Below are 26,414 nucleotides of genomic sequence, written 5' to 3' on the forward strand. Positions count from 1 at the left end.
TTTCCTCAGTTCGTGCTCGCGGTACGGCGCTGGACCAGCACGGCGGCGACGATGATCGCGCCCTTGGCGATCTGCTGGACGTCGCTCTGCAGGTTGTTCAGGGCGAAGATGTTGGTGATCGTGGTGAAGATCAGGACGCCGAGCACGGAGCCGATGATGGTGCCGCGCCCCCCGCTGAGCAGGGTGCCGCCGATGATCGCGGCCGCGATGGCGTCGAGTTCGTAGAGATTGCCGTTGGTGTTCTGCCCTGAGCCGGACAGGATGATCAGCAGGAAGGCCGCGATGCCGCAGCACAGTCCGGACAGCAGGTAGAGGTACAGTCGCTGACGGCGTACGTCGATGCCGGCGAGCCGGGCGGCCTCGGCGTTGCCGCCGACGGCGACGGTGCGGCGCCCGAAGGTGGTCCGGTTCAGCACCAGCCATCCGATGACCGTCACGAGTGCGAACACCATGACCAGGGGCGGGACGCCGAGCACGTACGCGTCGCGTTCGCCGAGGTCGAGGACGCCGTCGATGGTGACGATCTGCGTGCGCCCGTCGGTGATCTGGAGTGCGAGGCCGCGGGCGGAGGCCAGCATGGCGAGCGTCGCGATGAAGGGGACCACCCCGCCGTAGGCGATGAGCAGCCCGTTGACCAGGCCGCACCCGACGCCGACGATCACGGCGGTGAAGAGGATGCCCGCGAAGCCGTACTCCTGCGTGGCGACCGTGGTGGCCCACACCGAGGCGAGGGCGACGATCGCGCCGACGGACAGGTCGATGCCGCCGGAGGTGATGACGAAGGTCATCCCGACGGTGACGACACCGATCACCGAGGCCTGGGTGAGGACGAGTTGGAGGTTGCGGGTGTCGAGGAACTGCTCCGGCTTGGTGATGCCGCCGATGACGAGCAGCGCGGCGAGCACGCCGAGGAGGGAGAGGGTGCGCAGGTCTGCGCGGAACACGAGGGACCGCCAGGCCGGGGCTTCGTTCGTCGACGGCACCTTGTCGGCGCTGTCCCTGGGCGGTGAGACGGGCTGCGTCATGACGCGGGGCTTCCTTCCATGACGAGGTCGAGGACGCGATGTTCGTCGAGGTCGCGGGCGGGCGCCGTGTGGACGACGCGACCCTCGCGCAGCACCAGGACACGGTCGGCGAGGCCGAGCACCTCGGGGACCTCGCTGGAGACCAGCAGCACGGCGAGGCCTTCGTCAGCCAGTCGACGGACGACTGCATACAGTTCGGCGCGGGCGCCGACGTCGACCCCGCGGGTCGGTTCGTCGAGCAGCAGCACCCGGCAGCCACGCAGCAGCCAGCGGGCCAGGACGGCCTTTTGCTGGTTGCCGCCGGACAGGGTGCGCACCGGCACGTTCGGGTTGTCGGGCCGCAGCGACAGCTCGCGCGTCGCGGCCCGCGCGGCCCGTTGTTCGGCGCTCCGGTCGATCCAGCCCGCGCGGGCGAAGCGGGACATGGAGGAGACGGAGACGTTGCGGGTGACCGACTCCAGCATCAGCAGGGCCTGCGCCTTGCGTTCCTCGGGGGCGAGTCCGAGGCCGGCGCGGACGGCGGCGCGGACACTGCCGGGTCGCAGCGGGCGTCCGTCGACGCTGACGTGGCCGGCGGCGGGTTTGCGGGCACCGTAGATCGTCTCCAGGATCTCGGAGCGGCCCGACCCGACGAGTCCGGCGAGGCCGACGATCTCGCCGGGACGGATGCTCAGGTCGAGGGGTTCGAACTCGCCGTCCCGGGCCAGCCCTCGGACCTCCAGGACCGGGGTGCCGCCGGGTGCCCGGGCGGGCCGTTCCGGGAACACGTACTCGACGTTGCGTCCCGTCATCAGTGCGACGACCTCGCGGGTCGGCGTCGTCTTCGCGGGCAGTCCGACCGCGACGGCCCGCCCGTCCTTCAGGACGGTCACCCGGTCGCCGATGCGGCGGATCTCCTCCAGCCGGTGCGAGATGTAGACGACCGCGACGCCGTCGGCGGTGAGGTCGCCGACGATCCGGAAGAGGTTGTCGACCTCGTCCGGGTCCAGGGCGGCGGACGGTTCGTCCATCACGATCAGCCGTACGTCGTGCGAGAGCGCCCGGGCCATGGACACGATCTGCTGCTGGGCGGCCGACAACTCCCCCACCAGACGGCCGGTGTCGATCTCCGGATGCCCGAGTCGCTTGAGCAGCGCGGCCGTCGACGCTCGCGCCGCCTTGCCGCGTACGACGAAACCGGCCGCCGTGGGTTCATGGCCCAGGTGGACGTTCTCGGCCACCGACAGGTGCTCCACCAGGTCCAGTTCCTGGTAGATGGTGGCGATGCCGAGGCGCATCGCGGCGATCGGCGAGCGGAGCGTGACCGCATCGCCGAGCCAGCGGATGGTACCGGTGTCGGGCTGGTGAACACCGGCCAGGACCTTGATGAGAGTGGACTTGCCGGCACCGTTCTGACCGAGCAGGCAGTGCACCTCTCCGGCCTGGACGTCGAGGTCGACGCCGTCGAGGGCCCGGACTCCGGGGAACGACTTGGTGATGCCGGACATGCTGAGCAGCGTGGGTTGTGGTGCCATGTGCGGGTCCCCCTGGCAGGCGTGCGGGCCGGATTCAGGGCAGGGCGAAGCCGGGCTGGGTGCCGGTGAGCTGTATACCGTCGGCGATATGCCGGATGAGGTCTGCGGGCGAACGTATGGAGTCTGCTGGCAGGTGTATGGGGTCTGCTGACAGTTGTGTGGGGTCTGACGGCACGTGCAGGTGATCTGCCGGCAGGCGTATGCGGTCGGCGGGTCAGCGTATGAGGTGTGCTGGCGAGCGTGCGAGGTCGGTGGTTTACGCGGGTGAGAACAGGTGGTCGCTGATGAGACGGGCCGCGCCGATCACTCCGGCGGTGGGACCCAACTCCCCCAGGACGATCGGCAGGTTGCCGGTCGCGAGGGGCAGCGACTGACGGTAGACCTGGGTGCGGATCGCGGCGAGCAGGGTGTGGCCGAGGCCGGTGACCCCGCCGCCGATCACCACCAGGCCGGGGTTGAAGAAGCTGACCAGTCCGGCGATGACCTGCCCGACCCGGTCGCCGCCCTCGCGGATCAGGTCGAGGGCGGTGGCGTCGCCCGCGGCGGCCGCGGCGGCGACGTCGACGGCGGTGAGGCCGCCGTTCGTCTCCAGGCGGGTCGCGAGTTCCACCGAGAGGCCCTGCTGGGCCGCGTCCGTGGCGTCCCTGGCGAGGGCCGCCCCGCTGAAGTGGGCTTCCAGGCAGCCCCGGTTGCCGCAGGCACACGGTCGTCCGTCGGGCACGGCCTGGATGTGCCCGATGTCGCCCGCACTGCCCGTCACCCCGCGGTGGACGTCACCGCCGGCGACGATGCCGCAGCCGATGCCGGTGCCGATCTTGACGCAGAGGAAGTCGCCCACGGAGCGTGCGACGCCCGCGTGCATCTCCCCCATCGCCATCAGGTTCACGTCGTTGTCGACCATGACCGGGCAGCCGAGTTCCTGGCTGAGGGCCTCCCGCACGGGGAAGCCGTCCCAGCCCGGCATGATCGGCGGAGCCACCGGCACGCCCTCGGGGAAGCGGACGGGTCCCGGGACGCCGATGCCGGCGCCGTCGTACCCCTCCGCGAGTCCCGAGGCCCTCAACTTCGCGGCCATGACCAGGACTTGCTCGAAGACCGCGACCGGGCCCTCGCGTACGTCCATGGGCTGGTTGAGGTGGCCGAGGATCTCCAGTTCGGCGTTGGTGACGGCGACGTCGACCGAGGTCGCGCCGATGTCGACGCCGAGGAACCTGAGCCCCGGCGCGAGCCTGATGTTGTGGGAGCGGCGGCCGCCGCGCGAGGCTGCGAGTCCGTCGGCCACGACCAGGCCCGTCTCCAGCAGTCGGTCGACCTCCACGGCCAGCTTGGACCGTGACAGATCGACCTGGTCTCCCAGTTGTGCACGGGAGTTGGGGCCGCCGTCCCGCAGGAGCTTGAGCAGGCGGGCCTGGTGAGCGTTCGCGGGTCGTGCCGTCATGCGTCTCACGAGCCCCTCCCCGCCTCAATCGGCCACCTGTCGCCGGGCTTTCGAGGGGAACGTAGCAGTGGCTGCCGAAGGTGGGAAGAAGTCTTGCACGGATTGCCGCAGACTTTTTCCCCTCACAGGACAAAGACGGCCCGCCCCTGGTGTCTCCCGTCGCCGCACCGCAGGATGGATGTGTCCTCGAAATGACCGGTCCCGGGCCGCTGTTGCCCGCCGATGGCGGCGGTCCGGGCCCCTCGGCGAGGTGCGGGGCGCCACTGTCGCGCCAGGCGCTGGGCCGGGGCCTGCGCGCGCCGCAGGGCTGACGCATGAGGAGGCGTGTGCCGGGCTGGAGTCGGGCACGCCGGCCGTCCTGCCGGCACCGGCCGGGCCGCCGACGCCCTACGCCGACGCGTTGTTCGCCTAGTTCCCGGACGGCACCCTGGACGAGTCGGTGTCGTGCCGACGGGGCAGGTGGTCACCGGGCGGGCGCCGGGCGCCTTCGCCGAGTGGGCGAGGGCGCACGCGGACGCCTTCTGCGGAGCAAGTCGCGGAGTGTCAGGGCGCTTGGCGGGCGTGGTACGAACGGCGCGTGTGCTCGGTGTGTTCCCGCATGAGCTCGGTGGCGCGCCGCTCGTCGCGGTCGGCGATCGCGGCGATCAGGTCCCGGTGTTCGATCCAGGACTGGTTTCCGCGCTGCCGGGCCACCGGCGTGTAGTACCAGCGCACCCGGCGGTCGACCTGCGCCGCGAGTTCGGCGAGGACTGCGTTGCCCGCGAGTTCCATGACCTTTCCGTGGAAGCGGGCGTTCAGGGCGACGGCGGCGTCCACGTCGTCGGAGGCGACCGCCAGCCTGCCCTGCGCCACGATCTCCTCCAGCGCCTCGATGCCGGCCTTGTCCGCGTTCGCGGCGGCCAGTCGGGCGGCCTCGGCCTCCAACAGCGTGCGCACGGTGAGGAGTTGGTCGGCCTCCTCCTCGGTGGGCTCGTGCACGAACGCGCCCTGGGCGGGGCGCAGATCGACCCAGCCCTCGGTGTTCAGCCGCTGCAAGGCCTCACGCACCGGCTGCCGGGAGACCCCGAGATGGCCGGCGAGTTCGCTCTCCACGAGGTGCTGGCCGGGCTGCAGGGCACGGGTGGTGATGAGTTCGAGCAGCGCCTCGTAGACACGGTCCCGCAGCGGGCCGGGCCTTTCGAGTTTGGGCACTGCTCCCTGCGGCAGTCCTGTCGACAACATCGCGGTCCCCCTCCTCGGCGGGCCGTGCACAGCAGCCGTAAAGCCGGTGTCACCCGTAGACCCAGTATCGATTGTCTTTCGTCTACAGTCTACGGTGCACAGTTGCCAGAGGAGCGGTCAGTCTTCCTCGTCACATCCCGTTGTACCGGCGCGTCAGGGCACGTCAGGGACAGCGGACGACCTGTCCGGCGTACGACAGGTTCCCGCCGAAGCCGAAGAGCAGCACCGGATCCCCCGTGGAGATCGCGCCCTGCTCCACCAGCTTGGAGAACGCGAGCGGAATGCTCGCCGCCGACGTGTTACCTGATTCGGTGACATCCCGCGCGATCACCGCGTTGACGGCACCCAGCTTCTCCGCGAGGGGTTCGATGATCCGCAGGTTCGCCTGGTGCAGCACGACCGCGGCGAGGTCCGCGGGGGTGAATCCCGCGCGTTCGCAGGCCCGGCGGGCGAGGGGCGGCAGCTGGGTGGTCGCCCAGCGGTAGACGCTCTGCCCCTCCTGCGCGAACCGCGCGGGCTGTCCCTCGATGCGTACCGCGTTCCCCATCTCGGGCACCGATCCCCACAGCACCGGCCCGATACCGGGTTCCGTCTCCGCCGGCTCGACCACGGCGGCGCCCGCGCCGTCGCCGACGAGCACGCAGGTCGTACGGTCGGTCCAGTCGGCGACCTCCGACATCTTGTCGGCGCCGATGACGAGCGCGCGGGTCGCGGCGCCCGCCCGCAGGGTGTGGTCGGCGGTGGCCAGGGCGTGGGTGAAGCCGGCGCACACGACGTTGAGATCCATCGCGGCGGGCGAGGGGATGCCGAGCCGGGCGGCGACCCGGGCGGCCATGTTCGGCGAACGGTCGACCGCGGTCGACGTGGCCACCAGCACCAGGTCGATGTCGGCGGGGGTCAGGCCGGCCGCGGCGAGCGCCTTGGCGGCGGCGTGCGCGGCCAGCTCGTCGACCGGCTCGTCCGGCCCGGCGATACGGCGGGTCCGGATGCCCACCCGGGACCTGATCCACTCGTCGCTGGTGTCGACCATGCCCGCCAGTTCCTCGTTGGTGAGTACCCTGGCGGGCTGGTAATGGCCGACGGCAGCGATGCGTGAGCCGTTCATGGGCGAATCCCCCTCGTAGTTCAGGTAGCGGGATTCACCAGTCTGATCAGTGACTCGCGGGTACGGCGGCAGGTGAAGCCACAGGAAACCGCGGCCTTGCTTGTCGGCTTCCGTCAGACTTCCGGACGCCCGGACACTTTCCCGGGCTCACCCGGTGAACAGCTGTGTCGCCTTCTGCACCAGTTCGTACAGCCCGTAGGCGAGCGGCGCTCCCACCCACACCCAGGCGAAGGCGATCAGCCCTCGCCGGTCAGGCGGACTCTGACTGCTGTCGGTGGACATCGACGGCCTCCTCCCTCGGGGCGGGGATGTGGTGACGGACATGGACGGGCCGGACGAGCTCGTTGGCGACGAAGCCGACGACGAGCAGTCCGATCATGATGACGAACGACAGACCGTACAGCGACGCCCCGTGGCGGCCGGCCTCCTCCTGCCGGTCGGCGACCCAGTTCACGATCAGCGGCCCGAGGACGCCCGCCGTGGACCATGCGGTGAGCAGCCGCCCGTGGATCGCGCCGACCTGGTAGGTGCCGAAAAGGTCCTTCAGGTAGGCGGGGACGGTCGCGAACCCGCCGCCGTAGAAGGAGAGGATCACCAGCGCGCACAGGATGAACAAGGGCTTCGACGAGTCGCCGAACAGGGCGATCAGCGCGTACATCACCGCGCCCACCCCGAGGTAGAGGCGGTAGATGTTCTTGCGGCCGATCAGGTCGGAGGTCGACGACCAGCCGATACGGCCCGCCATGTTGGCCGCGGACAGCAGGGCGACGAAGCCGGCGGCGGCCGACACCGACACCGGCGTGGAGGTGTCCGCGAAGAAGTCCGTGATCATCGGGGCGGCCTTCTCCAGGATGCCGATACCCGCGGTCACGTTCATGCAGAGCACGACCCACAGGCACCAGAACTGCGGTGTGCGCACGGCACCGCGGGCGGAGACCTGCGGTCCGGCGAGGGCACTTGGTGCGCCTTCGACCGGCTTCGCGGTGTGCGGCACCCGCACGAGCAGTACGCCCAGGGTCATGAAGACCGCATACGAAAGCCCGTGTACGAGAAACGCGAGGGCGATCCCCGAGCTGTCGCCGCCGAACGACTCCAGCATCTGTGCCGACCAGGGCGAGGCGATCAGCGCGCCGCCGCCGAAGCCCATGATGGCGATGCCGGTGGCCATGCCGGGCCGGTCCGGGAACCACTTGATCAGTGTGGAGACGGGCGAGATGTAGCCGATGCCGAGACCGATCCCGCCGACGAAGCCGTAGCCGAAGACGATCAGCCAGTACTGCTCGGTGACCGCGCCGAGCGCGGAGAGCAGGAAGCCGGACGAGAAGCAGATCAGGGCCACGGTCATCGCCCAGCGCGGCCCTTTGCGCTCCACGAGCGTGCCGCCGAACGCGGCCGACAGACCGAGCATGACGATGCCCAGCTGGAAGGGCAGCGCGCTCTGGGTTCCGCTGAGGCCGAGTGCGGATTCGAGCGGCGGCTTGAAGACGCTCCAGGCGTAGGCCTGGCCGATGGAGAGGTGGACTGAGAGCGCGGCGGGCGGAACCAGCCAGCGGCTCCACCCTGGGGGTGCGACTGGGGGACTCATGATCCAGAACGGTAGGAAGGATCACGGCAGTTGAGAAGGCGGCGCGTCGACCGTATGCGATGAACGGTATGCCGTGCGCGCCGAACGGTCCTGCCGACCGGTCCTGCCGACCGGGTCCGACCGGGTTGAGGAGCGGGTCCCCATCGCCCCATCGTGCCCGAACCCTTGCTGACGCAACCTCCATACTGTAGACAATATTTCGTCGACAGAGTTCGGCAGTTCCTCGGTACCCTCGACCGAACGGAGCTCCCTGGCATGAAAGTCGCAGTACTCGGCGCCGGAGCGATCGGCGCCTACGTCGGCGCCGCGCTCCACCGTGCGGGCGCCGACGTGCACCTCGTCGCCCGTGGACCGCATCTCGCGGCCATGAGGCAGCACGGCGTGCACGTCCTCAGCCCCCGCGGTGACTTCACCGCGCACGCACACGCCACCGACGACCCGGCCGAGGTCGGCCCGGTCGACTTCGTCTTCCTGGGCCTGAAGGCCCACTCGTACGCGGCGTGCGGGCCGCTGATCGAGCCTCTTCTGCACGACTCCACGGCGGTGGTGGCCGCCCAGAACGGCATCCCCTGGTGGTACTTCCACCGGCACGGCGGCCCCTACGACGGCCATCGCGTCGAGAGCGTGGACCCGCACGGCACCGTCAGTGCGGTACTCGCACCCGAACGTGCCATCGGTTGCGTGGTCTACGCGGCCACCGAGCTCGAAGGACCGGGCGTCGTACGGCACCTGGAAGGAACCCGGTTCTCCGTCGGCGAGCCCGACCGCGGTCTCTCGCCCCGCTGCACGGCGTTCAGCGAGGCGATGCAGGCCGGCGGGCTGAAGTGCCCGGTCGAGCCCGACCTGCGCAACGACATCTGGCTCAAGCTGCTCGGCAACATCTCCTTCAACCCGATCAGCGCGCTGGCCCGCGCCACCATGCGGCAGATGTGCCGGCACGGCGGCACCCGCAGGGTCATCGAGATCATGATGACCGAGACCCTGGCCGTGGCCGAGGCCCTCGGCTGCGAGGTCGGCGTCTCCATCGAGCGCCGGCTCGCGGGCGCCGAACGTGTCGGCGACCACCGCACCTCCACGCTCCAGGACCTGGAGCGCGGCAAGCCGCTCGAACTCGACGTGCTGCTCGCGGCCGTCGTCGAGCTGGCGCAGATCACCGGCGTCGAGGTGCCCACCCTGCGCACCGTGCACGCCATCTCGGACCTGCTCGCGTCGAGGAGCGCCGCATGAGGAAACGCGATCGAACCCCGAAGACCTACACCCGCCTCACCCATCCACTGGTCCGGGACTCCCGCGACGAACCGTTCCGCCAGGCCACCTGGGAGGAGGCGCTGGAACGGACCGCCCGGGGCCTCGCGGCGGCGCGCGGCGCGTTCGGCATGTTCTCCTGCGCGCGCGCAACGAACGAGATGAACTATGTGGCGCAGAAGTTCGCCCGGGTCGTCATGGGCACCAACAACGTCGACTCCTGCAACCGCACGTGTCACGCCCCGAGCGTCGCCGGCCTGTCGGCGGCGTTCGGCTCGGGCGGCGGGACGTCGTCGTACGAGGAGATCGAGCACACCGACGTCATCGTGATGTGGGGCTCCAACGCCCGTTTCGCACATCCGATCTTCTTCCAGCACGTGCTGAAGGGGATGCACAACGGCGGTCGGCTGTATGCGGTCGACCCTCGACGGACGTCGACCGCCGAGTGGGCGGAGAGCTGGCTCGGTCTCAACGTCGGCACGGACATCCCGATGGCGCACGCGATCGGCCGCGAGATCATCCACGCCGGCCTCGCCAACGAGGCCTTCATCGAGCGGGCGACCAGCGGGTACGAGGAGTACCGGCAGCTCGTCGAACCGTGGACGCTGTCGCTCGCCCAGAAGGTGACGGGCGTACCGGCCGCCGCCATAAGGGAGTTGGCACACGCCTACGCCCGCGCCGAACGCGCCCAGCTGTGCTGGACCCTCGGCATCACCGAGCACCACAACGGCACCGACAACGTGCGCGCGTTGATCAACCTGTCGCTGCTCACCGGCCACGTGGGCCGCTACGGCTCCGGTCTGCAGCCGCTGCGCGGCCAGAACAACGTGCAGGGCGGCGGTGACATGGGTGCCATCCCCAACCGGCTGCCCGGCTTCCAGGACATCCTCGACCCCGTGGCGCGGCTGAGGTTCGAGTCCGCCTGGGGCACCGTCATCCAGCCGCACTACGGGATGAACCTGACCGAGATGTTCGAGGCGATGGAGGAGGGCGCCCTCAAGGCGGTCTACTGCATCGGCGAGAATCCGGCACAGTCGGAGGCGGACGGCGAGCAGGCCGTACGGCGCATGCGGCAGCTGGACTTCCTCGTGGTCCAGGACATCTTCCTCACGAAGACGGCCGAGCTCGCGGACGTGGTGCTGCCCGCGACGGCCGGCTGGGCGGAGACCGACGGCACCACGACCAACAGCGAGCGGCGGGTGCAGCGGGTGCGCCGGGCGGTGACCCCGCCCGGTGAGGCCCGCGAGGACATCGACATCCTGTGTGACCTGGCGGCCCGGCTCGGCCACGACTGGAAGTACGCCGACTCCGAGTCCGTCTGGAACGAGCTCAGGTCGGTCTCGCCGGACCACTACGGGATGACGTACGACCGCCTGGAGGAACACCAGGGCATCCAGTGGCCCTGCCCCGACCCCGACCGGCTCGAACCGACCTACCTGCACGGCCGGTTGTGGGAGAAGGACCCCGCGAGGCGGGGGCTGCCCGCACCCTTCGGGCTGGTACAGCACGACCCGCCGGTGGATCTCACCGACGAGGAGTACCCGATCCGGCTGACGACCGGCCGACGGCTCGACTCGTACAACACCGGGGTGCAGAGCGGGAGTTTCGCGTCCCCGCTGCGGCGCGGCGAGTTCGTCGAGCTGTGCCCGGAGGACGCCGAACGGTACGGGGTCGTGGCCGGCGAGGAGGTGCGGGTCTCCTCGCGGCGCGGGTCGGTCGTCGCGCCCGTGTGGATCGACACCGCCCTGCGGCCCGGGCTGGCCTTCATGACCATGCACTTTCCGGACGAGGTGGACACCAACCAGCTGACGATCGAGGCGAACTGCCCGATCGCGGGGACGGCGGAGTTCAAGGCGTCGGCGATCCGCATCGAGAAGCAACCGGTTGTGACCTACGTGAGGTGATGCAGTGGATCTGCGCTTCGGTGACAGCAAACCGACGGACGAGGAGCGGGCGGCGGTCGACGCGCTGCTCGGTCCCCCTCAGTCCTCGTGGGAGGGAGCGGACCGCGATGAAATGAGGGCCGCGGACCTGAGGTGGGCCCGTGGCGGGCGCACGGCCCGGGAGCGCCGGGACCTGCTGTTGCCGGGGCTGCACGCGATCAACGACCGGGTCGGCTGGATCAGCGAGGGCGCCCTCGACTACCTGTGCCGGCGGCTGACGGTGCCCCCGGCCGAGGCGTACGGGGTCGCCACCTTCTACGCCATGTTCTCGGTCAAGCCGCGCCCGGCGACCGTGCTGCACGTGTGCACGGACCTGGCGTGCGCGGCCGCCGGGGCGTCCGGGCTGGGCGCCGGCATCGAGTCCCGGCTGGGCCTCGGCAGTGGTGTGTCGGTCGAGCGCAGCCCGTGCCTCGGCCTGTGCGAGCGGGCTCCGGCCGCGCTCGCGGTCAGGGCCGGGGATCCGGTGCGTACGGCGGTGTCGGCGCCGGCGACCGTGGAGGGGGCGGTCCTCGCCGCGAGCGCACCCGACGCGGCGCCGAAGGAGCCGTCGGCGGCGATGGCGGTGCCCCAGGCGGGGGACCCGTCGTTGACGTTGCTCCGTCGCGTCGGCGTGGTGGACCCCACGAGCCTGGACGACTACCGCGCCCACGGCGGATACGCCGCCCTGCGCCGGGCCTTCGACCTCCATCCCGCCGGAGTCATCCGCGAGGTCACCGACTCCGGCCTGGTCGGGCGTGGCGGGGCCGCCTTCCCGACCGGCCGCAAGTGGCAGGCCACGGCGTCGCAGCCCGACCACCCGCACTACCTGGTGTGCAACGCGGACGAGTCCGAGCCGGGCACCTTCAAGGACCGCGTGATCATGGAGGGCGACCCGTACGCGCTGGTGGAGGCGATGACGATCGCGGCGTACGCGACCGGCGCGCACCGCGGATACCTGTATCTGCGCGGCGAGTATCCACGAGCGGTACACCGTATGCAGTATGCCGTCGATCAGGCGCGGGCCCGTGGGTTGCTCGGCGACGACGTCCTCGGCCAGGGCTACGCCTTCGACATCGAGATCCGGCGGGGCGCGGGGGCCTACATCTGCGGGGAGGAGACGGCCCTGTTCAACTCCATCGAGGGGTACCGGGGCGAGCCGCGCTCGAAGCCCCCCTTCCCCGTGGAGAAGGGCCTGTTCGGCAAGCCCACGGTCGAGAACAACGTGGAGACGCTGGTCAACGTGCTGCCGGTCCTGACCATGGGCGCCCCGGCATACGCGGCGATCGGCACGGCACGTTCCACCGGGCCGAAGCTGTTCTGCGTGTCGGGAAGCGTGACCCGGCCCGGTGTCTACGAGCTGCCGTTCGGCGCGACGCTGGGCGAGCTGCTGGAGCTGGCGGGCGTGCGCGCGGGGCTTCGGGCGGTCCTGCTCGGCGGGGCGGCCGGCGGCTTCGTACGGCCGGACGAACGGGACACCCCGCTCACCTTCGAGGGCACCCGCCAGGCGGGCACCACTCTCGGCTCCGGGGTGGTGATGGCCTTCGACGACACGGTCCCGCTGCCCCGGCTCCTCCTGCGGATCGCCGAGTTCTTCCGTGACGAGTCGTGTGGTCAGTGCGTGCCGTGCCGGGTCGGGACCGTACGGCAGGAGGAGGCGCTGCACCGGATCGCGGAGCGCACCGGCGCGGCGGCGGCCGACGACATCGCCCTGCTCAGGGAGGTCGGCCGCGCCATGCGGGACGCCTCCATCTGCGGTCTGGGGCAGACCGCGTGGAACGCCGTGGAATCCGCCATCGACCGCCTGGGGGCGTACGAATGACCGTGACACCGCTGGGGATCCCCCGCCGCCTGCTGGAGTTCACCATCGACGGGGTGGAGGCCAGGGTCCCCGAGGGCTCGACCATCCTCGACGCCTGCCGGGCGGCCGGGAAGGACATCCCGACGCTCTGCGAGGGCGACACCCTCACGCCCAAGAACGCCTGCCGCCTCTGCGTCGTCGAGGTCGAGGGCGCGCGCACCCTGGTCCCCGCCTGTTCCCGCACAGCCGAGCCCGGCATGCAGGTGAGGACCGGCACCGAACGGGCCCGGCACAGCCGCAGGATCGTCCTCGAACTGCTCGCCTCATCGGTCGACATGTCGATGACGCCGAGGTTCGCCGAGTGGATCAAGGAGTACGAGGCGAAGCCGGACCGTTTCGGCCCACAAGCGGCCCGCCTCGACGAGGAACCCCGGGTCGACAACGACCTGTACGTGCGCGACTACGACAAGTGCATCCTCTGCTACAAGTGCGTGGACGCCTGCGGCGACCAGTGGCAGAACACGTTCGCCATCTCCGTCACCGGCCGCGGTTTCGACGCCCGGATCGCCGTCGAGCACGACGCGCCGCTGACCGACTCGGCGTGTGTGTACTGCGGCAACTGTATCGAGGTGTGCCCCACGGGAGCCCTGTCCTTCAAGTCGGAGTTCGACATGCGGGCGGCGGGTACGTGGGACGAGTCGGCGCAGGCCGAGACGACCACGGTGTGCGCCTACTGCGGAGTGGGCTGCAACCTCACGCTCCACGTGCAGGACAATGAGATCGTGAAGGTCACCTCGCCGCACGACAACCCGGTGACCCACGGCAATCTCTGCATCAAGGGCCGTTTCGGCTACCAGCACGTACAGAACCGGGGCTGATCAGGACATGGGACGAGTCACGGAACGACGCAAGGTGATGCGGATCCGGGACGGGGTGGTCTCCAGCCGCCCGGACACGCTCGTCGCCGAGGAACCGCTGGAGATCCGGCTGAACGGCAAGTCACTCGCGATCACCATGCGCACACCGGGTGACGACTTCGCGCTCGCCGCCGGTTTCCTGGTGAGCGAGGGCGTTCTGGCCGCCGCATCCGATCTGCTGAACATTGTCTACTGTGCGGGGGCGACCGCAGACGGCTCGAACACGTACAACGTGGTGGACGTGAGGACCGCCCCGGACGTGACGATGCCCGACATCACGCTCGAACGGAACGTGTACACCACCTCGTCCTGCGGCCTGTGCGGCAAGGCGAGCCTCGACGCCGTCCGCACGACCGCCTGCTGGCCCATCGCCGACACTCCCCCGGTCCGCGTCGGGCCCGAGCTGCTCGCGAGCCTCCCCGACCGGCTCCGCGCGGCCCAGCGGGTCTTCGACCGGACGGGAGGCCTGCACGCGGCGGCCCTGTTCACCGAGGACGGCGAGCTGCTCGACATACGCGAGGACGTGGGCCGGCACAACGCGGTCGACAAACTGGTCGGCCGTGCCCTGCAGGACGGGGACCTGCCGCTGTCCCGCGCCATCCTGCTGGTGTCGGGCCGGGCCTCCTTCGAGCTGGCGCAGAAGGCCGTGATGGCGGGCATCCCGGTGCTCGCCGCGGTGTCGGCCCCCTCGTCGCTGGCGGTGGACCTGGCGGCGGAGGCGGGGCTGACCCTGGTGGGCTTCCTGCGGGGCAGTTCCATGAACGTGTACGCGGGCGAGGGCCGTATCGCTCTGCAGGCTGCGGCCGCCCAGGGCTGACCGGCTCCCCGCGACACGGCGGCGGGGCCCCGACCGGCGGGGAGCGCCCCCTGCGCCGCAGGGGCCCCGCCTCAGCCCGTGCTGAAGCGCACCTCCGCGGCGGTCACGACCGCCCCCAGCCGCGGGAAGTCGAGGCGCACCGACGCCTCGTGCTCGGCGGCGGTGAACGCGGCCATGGCGTCCTCGACGAAGACCAGGTCGTAGCCGAGGTCGCCGGCGGCGCGGGCGGTGGACTCGACGCCGAGGTTGGTGGCGATGCCCCCGAACACCAGTGTGCTGACGCCGTGGTCCCGCAGGCGCTCGTCCAGGCCGGTGCCCTGGAAGCCGCCGATCGTCCGCTTCACGATCTCGAGGTCGCCGTCCCTGAGCAGGCCCGGCACCAGCCCGCTGCCGGCCGGCTGCTCGGCGACACCGGGACGCTCGACCCGGACCAGGACGACGAGCGCGCCCGCCGAGCGGAAGCCGGCCGCCAACTCATCGGAGACCGCCAGGAGTTCGGTGCCCTTTCGGGGCTCCAAAGGCAGCGCGACGATGCGGTCCATCAGGTCGACGAGCACGAGGGCGGTGCGCGCGGGGTCGAGCGCGAGCCGGGAACCGGCGGTGTGAGGTGCGTTCATGACGGAACGTTATCCGCCGTCAGCCGTCCGTACCGGAAATCCGGATCGACGGGCCGATGAACCGGCCGCGTGCGGCAGCCCTCGCGGCCGGCGGCCGGCGTGCGAGGTGTCCGTCGTCGGCCTTGCGGGCCGCCTTCCCCGTGGGCGCCCCCGCCTGCCTCGCCGGTTCCGCACCACCCGTCCGGAGCAGCGGGCCCGCCCCGGCGCTGACGCGTATGACTGACCGTCAGACATAGCCTGTCCGGATGTTCAGACAGGAATGGGCAGGTCGCCTCCTGCCGGTACGGCTTCGCGCACATCCTGCATCCAGCGCTCTGGCAGTGGTCATGGCGACGGCGGCACTGGCCGCCTCGCCCGGTCCCGTCCACGCGCAGTCACCCGCTCCGACGCGTGAGTCCGAGCAGCAGGTGCTCTTCAAGGCGTCCCAGGACCCCGGTTACGCCTGTTTCCGCATTCCGGCGATCGTGCATACAGTCGACGGCACACTGTTGGCCTTCGCCGAGGGCCGCGTCCTCAACTGCGGTGACGCCGCCGACATCGACATCGTCCTGAAGCGCTCCACGGACGGCGGCCGCACCTGGGGCCCGCTCCAGGTCGTCAACGAGGGCGCGGGTGACACGCACGGCAACCCGGCCCCGGTCGTGGACCGGAACACCGGCCGCATTCTGCTCGCCGAGACGTACAACCGCGGCCGGAAAGACAGCGCCGGCTGCTCCGCGCCCTGCGAGCGCAAGCCCCATCTGCAGTACAGCGACGACGACGGCCTGACCTGGTCGACGCCGCGCGACCTGAGCGCCGAGATCCGGCCCGCGAACTGGAACTCCTGGTACGCCACCGGCCCGGTGCACGGCATCCAGCTCACCCGCGGCGCGCACGCCGGCCGGCTGGTCTTCGGCGTCAACGCCGACACGTGGGACGGCACTCGGGTCACCACCGGCCACGCGGCGCTCATCGTCAGCGACGACGGCGGCGACCACTGGGAGGTCGGCGCCACCGACTCGTGGCCGACCGCCGAGGACCGCACCTTCCGGCAGAAACCGTCCGAACTGACAATCGCCGAGCGCGCCGACGGCACGGTCCTGGTCAGCGGCCGCGAGCAGAACGGCACCGACATCGGCCACCGCACCCAGGCCGTCAGCCTCGACGGCGGCACCAGCTTCACCGCACCCTTCCACGCCGTCCCGGACCTCTACGCCCCCCAGGTGCAGTGCGCGGCACTCCCCTTCGGCGACCGCCTCCTGCTGTCCTGCCCCGGCGACCCCGACCGCCGCCGGACCATGATGATCCGTTCCTCCTACGACGGCGGCGCCACCTGGGAGAGCGTCGACCGGGGCACGGTCGTCACCACGGACTGGTCCGGCTACTCCGACCTGGCGCCGATCGACGACGACACGGTGGGCCTGCTGTACGAGGGCGGTGCGGTGGACGCCCGTGACGAGATCCGCTTCGTCCGCTTCACCCGGGACTGGCTGCGAGCGCGCCGCGGCCCGGACCCGACCACCGTCGATCTCGCCCCGGGCGCCGGGAACGCGGCCGTGCTCGGCGGCGCCCGGGTGACGGACGGGGTGCTGGGCGGGGCGCTGGAGTTCGACGGCGCCGACGACGCCGTACGCCTGCCGTTCCGCGAGCAATTGGCCCTGCGCGCAAAGGAGTTCACGGCGTCGCTCCGGTTCCGCCACACCGCCGTGAACGGAGAGCAGCCACTGCTGTGGATGGGCGGAGCCGGCGACAGCCAGCCGCAGATCTGGCTGCGCGGCGAACCGGCGGACAACCGGGTGCACGGCCTCATCACCGTGCGGGACGGCGCGAGAGGCGTGCGCACGGCGTCCGTCGCGACCACCGGCGCCTACAACGACGGCCGCTGGCACCACCTGGCGCTGCGCCGCGGCGGCGGCCGGCTGACCCTGTTCGTCGACGGTACGGCGATCGGCACCGCGGATGTGCCGGGTTCGGTCAGCCGCAACGCGCCGTTCGGCGTGCACGTCGGGCAACGCATGGACGGCCGGGCCTTCTTCACCGGCGCGATCGACGACGTGCGCGTGTGGGACCGGGCGCTCACCGACGAGGAGATCAAGGCCGGGAGCGCACTTGCGGGGAACGCCGTCGTGTGGCTGCCCATGGACCACGTGAGCAACAGCCGCTAACGTCCGGGAGCGTGCCCGAGGACGTACGAGCACGACAACGGACGGGAACCGTGGTCGGCCTGCTGCTGACCCTGGTTCTCGCGGCGGTGCTGCTCAGCGCGCTGCCGGAAGACGACGATCGACAAGATCCGGGAGACTGTATACCGCATACCGTCGGCTCGTGGGCGGCGGACGACCGTATGAACGCCGAGTTCGCCCGCTACGGCGACGACGCGAACCGTACCGACGACTGGACCGGCGGCGACGGCACGCACTCGGTGCGGCTGCCGGACGGACGGCTGCTGTGGCTGTTCTCGGACACTTACCTCGGCCAGGTGCACCGGCCGCCCAACCCGGTCGGCGAGTCGTACGCGTGGCGGGACGGGACGGCTCCCCTGGTGCGCAACTCGGCCGTGCTGATGGACGACGGGCGCCTCGCGGGCACGCTGCCCGCGCCGCTCTTCCCCGACCCGGGCCCGGACCAGTGGCGCTGGCCGGTCGCGGCCCGCGTCGAGCCCCGCTCCCCCGGCTCCGAGGAACAGGTGCTGCGGGTGCTGCTGTGGGTGCGGACGGCGGGACCGGCGCCGTGGATCTACGGGATGCCCACCGCCACCGAGGTCGCCACGCTGTCCCTGCCCGACCTGCGGGTCGAGTCGGTGGTCGAGGTGCTCGACCAGCGGCCCGTGCGGGATCCGTCCCGGCGGGTGCTGTTCGGTACGACGCTGGTCGACGAGGGCGGCTGGACGTATGTGTTCGGCGGCGACGACGGGCAGGCCGCGTCCCGGCCCGCCTCACACGCGTACGTGGCGCGGGTGCCCGAGGGCGGGCTCGGGGACCCCGCCGCCTGGGAGTACTGGGACGGCTCCGACTGGGCGGCGCGGGCCCGGCCGGGGGCGGTGCTGGGGGACGGGCGGCGCACCGGGGTGGGCAGTGCGTTCTCGGTGGTGCGACAGGGCGGGACGTACGTGCTGTTCACGATGGCGGCGGGGACGCGGGGGCTGACCACCGTGACCTCGTACTGGGCCTGTTCGCCCACCGGGCCGTGGCACGGCCCGGCGAAGGACTTCACCCCGTCGTTGCCGCCGGGACAGGTCGCCGCCTACAACCCGCAGGTGCATCCGGAACTCGGCGGGGACGGACGGCTGGTGCTGAGCTACGATGTCAACTGGCTGGAGCCGACGGGGGCGGCGGCCCAGCTCAATCGGAACGTTTCCCTGTACCGACCGCGGTTCGTGACCCTGCGGCTGAAGCCGGCGGGGTGACCTCCGCGGCAGCGGCGTCGGCACCGTGACTGTCGTAGGGGTCGTGCGAGCGGCGCTTGGCGATCACCGCGCACACCATCAGCTGCATCTGGTGGAAGAGCATCAACGGCAGCACGGCCAGCGCGGCGTGCGCGCCGAACAGGACGCTCGCCATGGGCAGTCCGGAGGCCAGGGACTTCTTCGAGCCGGCGAACTGGATCGCGATCCGGTCCTCGCGGCCGAAGCGGAGCGCCTTGCTGCCGTACCAGGTGAGCGCCAGCATCACGGCGAGGAGCACGGCCTCCACGCCCAGCAGGCCGGCCAGCCTGAGGGGGCTGACCTGGCGCCAGACGCCCTGGACCATGCCCTCGCTGAACGCCGTGTAGACGACGAGGAGGATCGAGCCGCGGTCGACCAGCCCGAGGACCTTCTTGTGCCGGGTGACGAAGCCGCCGATCCAGCGGCGCAGCAGCTGCCCGGCGAGGAACGGCACCAGCAGCTGGAGCACGATCTCCAGCAGGGAGTCGGCGGAGAACCCGCCGGCGCTGCCGCCGAGCAGGGCGGCCGCCAGCAGCGGGGTGACGACGATCCCCACCAGTGAGGAGAAGGAGCCGGCGCAGATCGCGGCGGGAACGTTTCCTCGGGCCATGGAGGTGAAGGCGATCGACGACTGGATCGTCGAGGGGACGAGCGTGAGGAAGAGCAGGCCCTGGTAGAGCGGGTGGGTCAGGAAGACGGGCACCAGTCCGCGGGCGGCCAGGCCCAGCAGGGGGAACAGGACGAACGTGCAGGCCAGGACGGTGATGTGGAGGCGCCAGTGCTTGAGCCCGTCCAGCGACTCACGGGTGGACAGCCGGGCGCCGTAGAGGAAGAAGAGGAAGGCGATCGCACCCGTGGAGGCGCCGGAGGCCACGTCGGCCGCCGTCCCGCGGGCGGGGAGGAGGGCGGCGAGGCCCACCGTCCCGATCAGCAGCAGGATGTAGGGGTCGATCGGCATCCAGCTCGGCCATCGCAGGCGTTTCACGGTGCTCCACTTGCTCGGTGCTGTCGGCGGTGCGGGGGTCACGGGTCCCCGCTCCATCCTGCTCCCCCACCCGGCGATCGGGAATCCCGTATACCGCACTCACTGTCATCGCGTTCCGCGATAGCCTGGTCTCGTGTACGACCCCTCCCAGCTGCGCACGTTCCTCGCGGTGGCCCAGACGCTCAGCTTCACGCAGGCCGCCCGGCGGCTGGGGCTGCGCCAGTCGACCGTCAGCCAGCATGTGCGGCGGCTGGAGGACGCCGCCGGGCGGCAGCTGTTCACCCGGGACACCCACTCCGTGGAACTGACGGAGGACGGCGAGGCCATGCTCGGCTTCGCGCGCCGGATCCTGGAGGTGCACGAGCAGGCGACGGCGTTCTTCACGGGAACGCGGGTGCGGGGCCGGCTGCGGTTCGGGGCGTCGGAGGACTTCGTACTGACCCGGCTGCCGGAGATTCTGGAAGGCTTCCGGCACGACCATCCCGAGGTCGACCTGGAGCTGACGGTCGAGCTGTCGGGCACGCTGCACGAGCAGTTGACGGCCGGGAAGCTGGACCTGGTGCTGGCGAAGCGGCGTCCCGAGGATCCGCGCGGACAACTGGTGTGGCACGACGAGCTGGTGTGGATCGGCGCGGAGCGGCTGCGTCTGGACGCGGACCGGCCGGTGCCGTTGATCGTGTACCCGCCGCCGGGCATCACCCGGGCGCTCGCCCTGGAGGCGCTGGAGCGGCAGGGGCGGGCGTGGCGCGTCGCGTGCACCAGCGCCAGCCTGAGCGGGCTGGTCGCGGCGGCCCGCGCGGGCCTCGGCGTGATGGCCCACTCCCGGGGGCTGATCCCGCCGGGCCTGGTGCGCGTGCCCGACCGGTCGGGGCTGCCGGAACTCGGCCGGGTCGACTTCGTCCTGGTCCACGGCCGCCGCCGTACGGCCGCCCAGGGGGCCGCCGACGCACTGGCGGCGGCGGTCCTTGCGGGCGGGGACCGGCTGCACCGGCGCTGACACGGCGCGGCGCGACGGCCGGCGTCAGCGCACCGGATGCCGATAGGTGAGCTGCTTCACGCGCCGCATGAACGGCGAGGCCTCCACGTGCTGGACCCCGTCCAGGTGGCCGAGCGGGCCGCTGAGATAGGCGTACAGGTGCGCCGTACTTTTGACCACGACGGTGGCCATGATGTTGGAGGGGCCGGCGGTGGCGGCGGCGTGGGCGATCTCGTCGTGGGCGGCGAGGGCCTCACCGACGGAGTGCAGGGCGGCCGGGGTGGTGGTGATCCACAGGACGGCGGAGACCGGGTGGCCGATCGCCTCGGTGTGGTACTCCACGTCGATGTAGACCGCGCCGGAGGCGAGCAGCGCGGCGAGGCGGCGTTTGACGGCGGACTCCGAACGGCCGGTGGCGCGCTGGAGTTCCGGGTAGCCGGCACGGCCGTCTCGTTCCAGCGCGACGACCAGGGCCTCGTCCTGCGGGTCGATACGTGCCGAGCCCTCGGCGCGGACCGGTCCGGGACCGAGAGCGGCGAGCTGGTCCGCGGTGAGCGCGGCGAACTTGCGCAGCCAGCCGCTCGGCCCGCCGTAGAAGCGGTGCAGCATCTGGTGGGCGCGGACCTCCATGACGCGCGGAGTGCGCGGGAGTTTGCCGAGCAGCAGGTCGTCACGGTCTCCGACGCTGCGCGGCCGGGTCCCGAAGATCACCTCGGTGCCGCCCGCGGCGATGCCGATCCAGCTCGTGTCGGGCCGCTTGGCGAGCGCGTCCGCGATGGCCAGGGCGCTGTCGGGCACGCAGCGCAGCCGCAGGGTCCACTGGTCCTGGCCGAGGCGCTCGGCGTCCCGGACGGCGACGACCCTCAGGCCGCCCTGCGCCCACAGCCTGCGGTAGCGGCGCGCGACGGTCTGGTCGGAGACGCCGAGGACCGCCCCGATCCGGCTGAACGAGGCGCGGCCGTTGACCTCCAGCGCGTCCAGCAGCTGCAGATCGAGCCGGTCGAAGGTGTCGGATTCCCTCTCCATCCGGCTCACCTCTGTCGGGTTTCGGCGTCAGGCGGTCCGCTACCGCTGCGATCGGCCGTGTGCGCCCCATCGTACGGAGGCAGCGCACACACCACAGAGGGAGTAGGGGACATGCGTACATGGGGGCCGCTGACGGCGGTCTGTCTGGGCACGTTCATGTTGTTGCTGGACGTGACGATCGCGATCGTGGCACTGCCGGACATGGCTCGGGCGCTGGACGCGTCGCTGAGCGATCTGCAGTGGGTGATGGACGGGTACGCGCTGGCGCTGGCGGCGCTGCTGCTCGGGATGGGGGCCGCCGCCGACGTGCTCGGGCGGCGGCGGGTGCACGTCGTGGGCGTGGTGCTGTTCGCGGGCGCGTCCCTGTGGTGCGGCCTGGCGACCGGGCCCGGCATGCTGGTCGCCGCGCGCGGGCTGCAGGGGGTGGGCGCGGCGGCGATGTTCGCCACGACGCTGCCGCTACTGGGCTCCGTCTACCAGGGCCGGCAGCGCTCGACGGCGCTCGGGGTGTGGGGCGCGGTCAGCGGGGCCGCGGCCGCGGTCGGACCGCTGGCCGGTGGACTGCTCACCGACGGGCCGGGCTGGCGGTGGATCTTCTTCGTGAACCTGCCGGTCAGTGTGGCGGCGGTCTGGCTGACGCTGCGGGTCGTACCCGAGTCGCGGGGCCGGCAGGGCCGGCGTGTCGACTGGGCGGGCACGGTGACCTTCGCGGCCTTCGCCGGGGCGGTGACGTACGGGGCGGTGCGGGCGGGGTCGCACGGCTGGACCGCGAGCGGCACGCTCGTCTGGTTCGCGACGGCGGTCGTGGCGCTGGCGGCCTTCCTCGCCGTGGAACGGCGCAGCGCCGATCCGCTGCTCGATCTGCGGCTCTTCACCAAGCCCGCGTTCTCCGGGGTGATGGCGGGCGCGCTCGCCTTCAACGGGGCGGCGTTCGGCGTGCTGGCGTACACCTCGATCTGGCTGCAGTCGATGCTCGGCATGAGCGCGGTGCGCGGTGGCGTGCAGTTGCTGTGGATGTCCCTCGCCTCGTTCGTGGTGGCGGCGGCCGGGGGGCGGCTGCTGCACGGGGCGCCGGCCCGGTTCACCATCGGGGGCGGGCTGCTGCTGGTCGGCGTCGGCCAGTTCTGCATGGCCGGCCTGGACGCGGACTCCGGCGCGAACGCGCTGACTTTGGGGCTGGTGCTGGTGGGTGCCGGTACGGGGCTGGTGTCGCCCGGCATGGCGGGCGCGGCGCTGGCCGCGGTGCCGGCGGAGCGGGCGGGCATGGCGGGCGGCGCGGTCAACGCGTTCCGGCAGCTCGGCTACGCGATCGGCATCGCCTTCATCGGCACCGTCCTCACCTCCCGGATGCAGGACACGCTGCCGCACGACGCGGCTCACGCCCTCGCGGGCGGCGGCGCCGAGGCGCTCGGGGGCACGTTCTCCGAGCACACCCTGCGGGCGGCCTTCGCCGCGGGGCTCGACCGGGCGGCGCTGGTCGCCGGCCTGGTGGCCGTGGTCGCCGGGGTGCTGGTGCTCGCACTGGTGCGCGGTCCGCGGACGGCGCGGGGCCCGGTGACGGTTTCGGCGGCCCCGGCGCTGACAAAGGAGGGGACCGTACAGCGCGGATGAGGCCGCGCGCCGGGCTCGACGGTCGTTTTCCGGCCACCGCCGTGGTCGCGATCAGGTCGTACAGATTCGGTGGAGATTACGGCACCGAAACTTACTCAACCGTCAGTTTTCTGTCCGACCCTTCCCTATGTGAGCGCATTTTCCGCCACTGACCAGTGCATACGTGAGCACTGCTCGGTTTTCGTCCCCCTCCCGCCCGTCCCCGGCGTGGGGTAGCTTTCACGGCGCTGTGCGGAGCGTCACAAGAGGCGGGGAGCGGGGATTGCGCGAGTTCACCAACCCTCCGTTGGCGTTGGCACCGCCGGTGGGCGGACTGGCCGACGTCGTCTTCCAGCATGCCCAGGAGGACCCGCTGCACATCGCGCTCGGCCGTAAGGACGAGACGGGGCAGTGGCGGGACGTGACCGCCGCCGAGTTCCGCGACGAGGTCCTCGCCCTCGCCAAGGGCCTGCTCGCCCAGGGCATCCGCTTCGGCGACCGGGTCGCGATCATGTCCCCCACCCGCTACGAGTGGACCCTGTTCGACTTCGCCCTGTGGACGATCGGCGCCCAGGTGGTGCCCGTCTATCCCACGTCGTCGGCCGAGCAGTGCTTCTGGATGCTGTACGACTCCGAGTGCACGGCGGCCGTCGTGGAGCACGAGGACCACGCGATGACGATCGCCACCGTCATCGACCGGCTGCCGCAACTGCGCCGGCTGTGGCAGCTCGACGCGGGCGCCCTGCGGGAGCTGTACGAGGCCGGCGCCCACCTCGACGACGAGGTGGTGCACCGGCACCGGCAGGCGGTCACCCCCGACTCGATCGCCACGATCATCTACACCTCGGGCACCACCGGCCGCCCCAAGGGCTGCGTCATCTCGCACGGCAACTTCATGTACGAGGCGGACACGGTCATCGAGCGCTGGGAGCCGGTGTTCCACTCGAAGAAGGGCGACGAGGCGGCGACCCTGCTGTTCCTGCCGCTGGCGCACGTCTTCGGGCGGATGGTCCAGATCGCCGGGATCCGCGGCAAGGTCAAGTTCGGCCACCAGCCGCAGCTGAACGCGGCCGCGCTGCTGCCCGACCTGGCCGCCTTCAAGCCGACCTTCTTCCTCGCCGTGCCGTACATCTTCGAGAAGGTGTTCAACGCCGCCCGCCGCAAAGCCGAGAAGGAGGGCAGGTCCGGTGCCTTCGAGAAGGCCGTCGAGGTCGCGGTGAAGTACGCGGACGCGATGGAGGCGAAGGCCTGGGGCGTGGGGCCCGGCCCCTCGGCGGGGCTGCGCGTGCAGCACCAGCTCTTCGACAAGCTCGTCTACTCCAAGGTGCGGGCCGCGATGGGCGGCCGCATCCGGCAGGCGATGTCGGGCGGTTCGGCCATGGACCGCAGGCTCGGACTGTTCTGGGCGGGCGCGGGCGTGCACATCTACGAGGGCTACGGCCTCACCGAAACCACCGCCGCCGCGACCGCCAACCCGCCCGAGCGCACCCGCTACGGCACCGTCGGCCAGGCCATCCCCGGCATGACCGTGCACATCGCGGACGACAGCGAGATATGGCTGCGCGGCGAAAACGTCTTCCACGGCTACCTCAACAACCCCAAGGCCACCGACGAGGCCCTGCACGACGGCTGGCTCGCCACCGGCGACCTCGGCTCCCTCGACGAGGACGGCTACCTCACCATCACCGGCCGCAAGAAGGAGATCCTGGTCACCTCCGGCGGCAAAAGCGTCTCCCCCGGCGTGCTGGAGGAGCGGGTGCGCGACCATCCGCTGGTCGCCCAGTGCATCGTCGTGGGCAACGACCGCCCGTACATCGCCGCCCTCGTCACCCTCGACCAGGAGGCCGTGGAGCACTGGCTGGCGATGCGTGCCAAACCGCGCATGACCCCCGCCGAACTGGTGCGCGACACGGACCTGGAGACGGAGGTCAGGCGGGCCGTGGTCGCCGCCAACACGCTGGTCTCCCAGGCCGAGTCGATCCGCACCTTCCGCATCCTCGCCCAGCCCTTCACCGAGGAACACGGCCTGCTCACCCCGTCGTTGAAGCTGAAGCGCAAGGCGATCGAGACCGCCTACGCGGGCGAGGTCGAGGCACTGTACCGGGCATGACGCTCGAAACCGGCACATTCCGGCCGACCCTGTCCAATTAGCACCGATTACCGGCGATACTCACTGATTCCCGCTGATTCCCCGGTCAGGAATGCATCACGGCTCGTGATCGTTGACGATGGGAGTACCACCTGACGACAACCGTAAGGATCAAGAGCTCGTGAGCAGCAAGGTCCCCCAGATCATCCTCAACAACGGCGTCGAGATGCCCCAGCTGGGCTTCGGAGTCTGGCAGGTGCCGGACGACGAGGCGCAGCAGGCGGTCACCACCGCGCTGGAGGCCGGGTACCGCAGCATCGACACAGCGGCGATCTACGGCAACGAAGAGGGCACCGGCAAGGCCATCGCGGCCTCCGGGCTGCCCCGTGAGGACGTCTTCGTCACCACCAAGCTCTGGAACAGCGACCAGGGATACGACTCCACGCTGCGCGGCTTCGACACGTCGCTGGCCAAGCTCGGCCTGGAGTACGTCGACCTGTACCTGATCCACTGGCCGCTTCCCTCCGCGGACAAGTACGTCGACACCTACCGGGCGTTCGAGAAGCTCCTCGCCGACGGCCGCGTGCGCGCCATCGGTGTGTCCAACTTCCTTACCGAGCACCTCGATCGACTGGTCGCCGAGACGTCCGTCGTCCCGGCGGTCAACCAGATCGAGCTGCACCCGCACCTGCAGCAGCACGCCTCCCGCGAGTACCACGCGCAGCAGGGCATCGCCACCGAGGCATGGTCGCCGCTCGGGCAGGGCAAGGGCCTCCTGGAGGTTCCGGCGATCGTCGCCATCGCACAGAAGCACGGCCGCACCCCGGCCCAGGTCGTGCTGCGCTGGCACCTCCAGCTCGGCAACGTCGTGATCCCGAAGTCCGTGACCCCGTCCCGGATCAAGGAGAACATCGGGGTCTTCGACTTCAGCCTGGACGCCGAGGACCTGGCGGCGATCAGCGCGCTGAACGAGGACCGCCGACTGGGCCCGGACCCGGCGACACTCGACGCCTCCTGACCCCTCCCGGCCTCGGGGGGGGGGGGGGGGGGGGGGGGGGGGGTGGGGGGGGGGGGGGGGGGGGGGGGGGGTGGGGAGGGGGGGGGGGGGGGGGGAGGGGGGGGGGGGGGAGGGGGTTTGCGC

Annotated in this window: 21 protein-coding genes; 11 read left to right on the forward strand and 10 right to left on the reverse strand. The window is 71.3% G+C overall.

Annotation, left to right across the window (positions count from 1 at the left end):
- Positions 1-5: 5 nt before the first annotated feature.
- The 7 genes from ACZ5XS_RS14390 to ACZ5XS_RS14420 form a co-directional block, all read right to left on the reverse strand.
- A complete protein-coding gene (locus ACZ5XS_RS14390) occupies positions 6-1,025 on the reverse strand; it encodes an ABC transporter permease (RefSeq protein ID WP_468651087.1) in 1,020 nt (339 codons plus the stop codon).
- Positions 1,022-2,539: a sugar ABC transporter ATP-binding protein gene (locus ACZ5XS_RS14395; RefSeq protein ID WP_468651089.1), complete on the reverse strand. Its 1,518-nt coding sequence runs from the start codon at positions 2,537-2,539 to the stop codon at positions 1,022-1,024. Before ACZ5XS_RS14395 ends, ACZ5XS_RS14390 begins: the two co-directional genes overlap by 4 nt.
- A gap of 256 nt (positions 2,540-2,795) precedes the next feature.
- Positions 2,796-3,977, reverse strand: a complete 1,182-nt coding sequence (locus tag ACZ5XS_RS14400) for an ROK family transcriptional regulator (RefSeq protein ID WP_468651091.1) — start codon at positions 3,975-3,977, stop codon at positions 2,796-2,798.
- 543 nt (positions 3,978-4,520) lie between these two features.
- The gene (locus ACZ5XS_RS14405) at positions 4,521-5,198 is read right to left on the reverse strand and encodes a GntR family transcriptional regulator (RefSeq protein WP_468651093.1); all 678 of its coding nucleotides are present in this window, start codon (positions 5,196-5,198) and stop codon (positions 4,521-4,523) included.
- Between the two features lie 163 nt (positions 5,199-5,361).
- A complete protein-coding gene (locus ACZ5XS_RS14410; protein WP_468651095.1) occupies positions 5,362-6,303 on the reverse strand; it encodes a beta-ketoacyl-ACP synthase III in 942 nt (313 codons plus the stop codon).
- A gap of 147 nt (positions 6,304-6,450) precedes the next feature.
- On the reverse strand, positions 6,451-6,585 hold the full coding sequence (locus ACZ5XS_RS14415) for an MFS transporter small subunit (protein ID WP_302185473.1): 135 nt from the start codon (positions 6,583-6,585) through the stop codon (positions 6,451-6,453).
- Entirely contained in the window at positions 6,554-7,888 is a 1,335-nt protein-coding gene (locus ACZ5XS_RS14420) for an OFA family MFS transporter (protein WP_468651097.1), read from the reverse strand. The genes ACZ5XS_RS14415 and ACZ5XS_RS14420 overlap by 32 nt, the downstream gene beginning before the upstream one ends.
- Positions 7,889-8,143: 255 nt before the next feature.
- Here ACZ5XS_RS14420 and ACZ5XS_RS14425 point away from each other — a divergent pair, with 255 nt between their 5' ends.
- The 5 genes from ACZ5XS_RS14425 to fdhD are packed head-to-tail and all read left to right on the forward strand — an operon-like array spanning position 8,144 to position 14,587.
- Positions 8,144-9,115: a 2-dehydropantoate 2-reductase gene (locus ACZ5XS_RS14425; protein ID WP_468651099.1), complete on the forward strand. Its 972-nt coding sequence runs from the start codon at positions 8,144-8,146 to the stop codon at positions 9,113-9,115.
- Positions 9,112-11,037: a molybdopterin oxidoreductase family protein gene (locus ACZ5XS_RS14430; protein WP_468651100.1), complete on the forward strand. Its 1,926-nt coding sequence runs from the start codon at positions 9,112-9,114 to the stop codon at positions 11,035-11,037. The genes ACZ5XS_RS14425 and ACZ5XS_RS14430 overlap by 4 nt, the downstream gene beginning before the upstream one ends.
- A 4-nt stretch (positions 11,038-11,041) precedes the next feature.
- Positions 11,042-12,874, forward strand: a complete 1,833-nt coding sequence (locus ACZ5XS_RS14435) for an NADH-ubiquinone oxidoreductase-F iron-sulfur binding region domain-containing protein (protein WP_468651102.1) — start codon at positions 11,042-11,044, stop codon at positions 12,872-12,874.
- Positions 12,871-13,731 carry a 2Fe-2S iron-sulfur cluster-binding protein gene (locus ACZ5XS_RS14440; protein ID WP_468651104.1) on the forward strand — a complete coding sequence of 287 codons (861 nt, stop codon included), beginning with the start codon at positions 12,871-12,873 and terminating at the stop codon, positions 13,729-13,731. The genes ACZ5XS_RS14435 and ACZ5XS_RS14440 overlap by 4 nt, the downstream gene beginning before the upstream one ends.
- A gap of 7 nt (positions 13,732-13,738) precedes the next feature.
- Positions 13,739-14,587 (forward strand): formate dehydrogenase accessory sulfurtransferase FdhD, encoded by an 849-nt coding sequence (gene fdhD, locus ACZ5XS_RS14445; RefSeq protein WP_468651105.1) that lies wholly within the window; start codon positions 13,739-13,741, stop codon positions 14,585-14,587.
- A gap of 71 nt (positions 14,588-14,658) precedes the next feature.
- On the opposite strand, the gene ACZ5XS_RS14450 is transcribed toward fdhD, so the two are convergent.
- Entirely contained in the window at positions 14,659-15,204 is a 546-nt protein-coding gene (locus tag ACZ5XS_RS14450) for an isochorismatase family protein (protein ID WP_468651107.1), read from the reverse strand.
- Positions 15,205-15,479: 275 nt separating this feature from the next.
- Between ACZ5XS_RS14450 and ACZ5XS_RS14455 the strand changes: the two genes are divergently transcribed.
- Together ACZ5XS_RS14455 and ACZ5XS_RS14460 are read left to right on the forward strand one after the other, a co-directional pair.
- Positions 15,480-17,348 carry an exo-alpha-sialidase gene (locus tag ACZ5XS_RS14455; RefSeq protein ID WP_468651273.1) on the forward strand — a complete coding sequence of 623 codons (1,869 nt, stop codon included), beginning with the start codon at positions 15,480-15,482 and terminating at the stop codon, positions 17,346-17,348.
- Positions 17,349-17,359: 11 nt separating this feature from the next.
- Positions 17,360-18,589 carry a DUF4185 domain-containing protein gene (locus ACZ5XS_RS14460; RefSeq protein WP_468651109.1) on the forward strand — a complete coding sequence of 410 codons (1,230 nt, stop codon included), beginning with the start codon at positions 17,360-17,362 and terminating at the stop codon, positions 18,587-18,589.
- Here the strand turns inward: ACZ5XS_RS14460 and ACZ5XS_RS14465 are convergent.
- On the reverse strand, positions 18,525-19,565 hold the full coding sequence (locus ACZ5XS_RS14465; RefSeq protein ID WP_468651275.1) for a bile acid:sodium symporter family protein: 1,041 nt from the start codon (positions 19,563-19,565) through the stop codon (positions 18,525-18,527). The genes ACZ5XS_RS14460 and ACZ5XS_RS14465 overlap by 65 nt on opposite strands.
- Positions 19,566-19,725: 160 nt before the next feature.
- Between ACZ5XS_RS14465 and ACZ5XS_RS14470 the strand changes: the two genes are divergently transcribed.
- Entirely contained in the window at positions 19,726-20,589 is an 864-nt protein-coding gene (locus ACZ5XS_RS14470) for a LysR substrate-binding domain-containing protein (RefSeq protein ID WP_383874053.1), read from the forward strand.
- Positions 20,590-20,613: 24 nt separating this feature from the next.
- Here ACZ5XS_RS14470 and ACZ5XS_RS14475 read toward each other — a convergent pair whose 3' ends face one another.
- A complete protein-coding gene (locus tag ACZ5XS_RS14475) occupies positions 20,614-21,594 on the reverse strand; it encodes an Lrp/AsnC family transcriptional regulator (RefSeq protein ID WP_468651111.1) in 981 nt (326 codons plus the stop codon).
- A 111-nt stretch (positions 21,595-21,705) separates the two neighbouring features.
- Between ACZ5XS_RS14475 and ACZ5XS_RS14480 the strand changes: the two genes are divergently transcribed.
- From ACZ5XS_RS14480 to ACZ5XS_RS14490, 3 genes are all read left to right on the forward strand, one after another.
- Complete coding sequence (locus ACZ5XS_RS14480; protein ID WP_468651113.1) at positions 21,706-23,205, forward strand: MFS transporter; 1,500 nt, start codon at positions 21,706-21,708, stop codon at positions 23,203-23,205.
- A gap of 262 nt (positions 23,206-23,467) precedes the next feature.
- Positions 23,468-25,294 carry an AMP-dependent synthetase/ligase gene (locus ACZ5XS_RS14485; protein ID WP_468651115.1) on the forward strand — a complete coding sequence of 609 codons (1,827 nt, stop codon included), beginning with the start codon at positions 23,468-23,470 and terminating at the stop codon, positions 25,292-25,294.
- 160 nt (positions 25,295-25,454) lie between these two features.
- Complete coding sequence (locus ACZ5XS_RS14490) at positions 25,455-26,291, forward strand: aldo/keto reductase (protein WP_468651117.1); 837 nt, start codon at positions 25,455-25,457, stop codon at positions 26,289-26,291.
- The last annotated feature ends 123 nt before the right edge of the window (positions 26,292-26,414 follow it).

It is taken from the genome of Streptomyces sp. NPDC033131 (genome assembly GCF_055578365.1).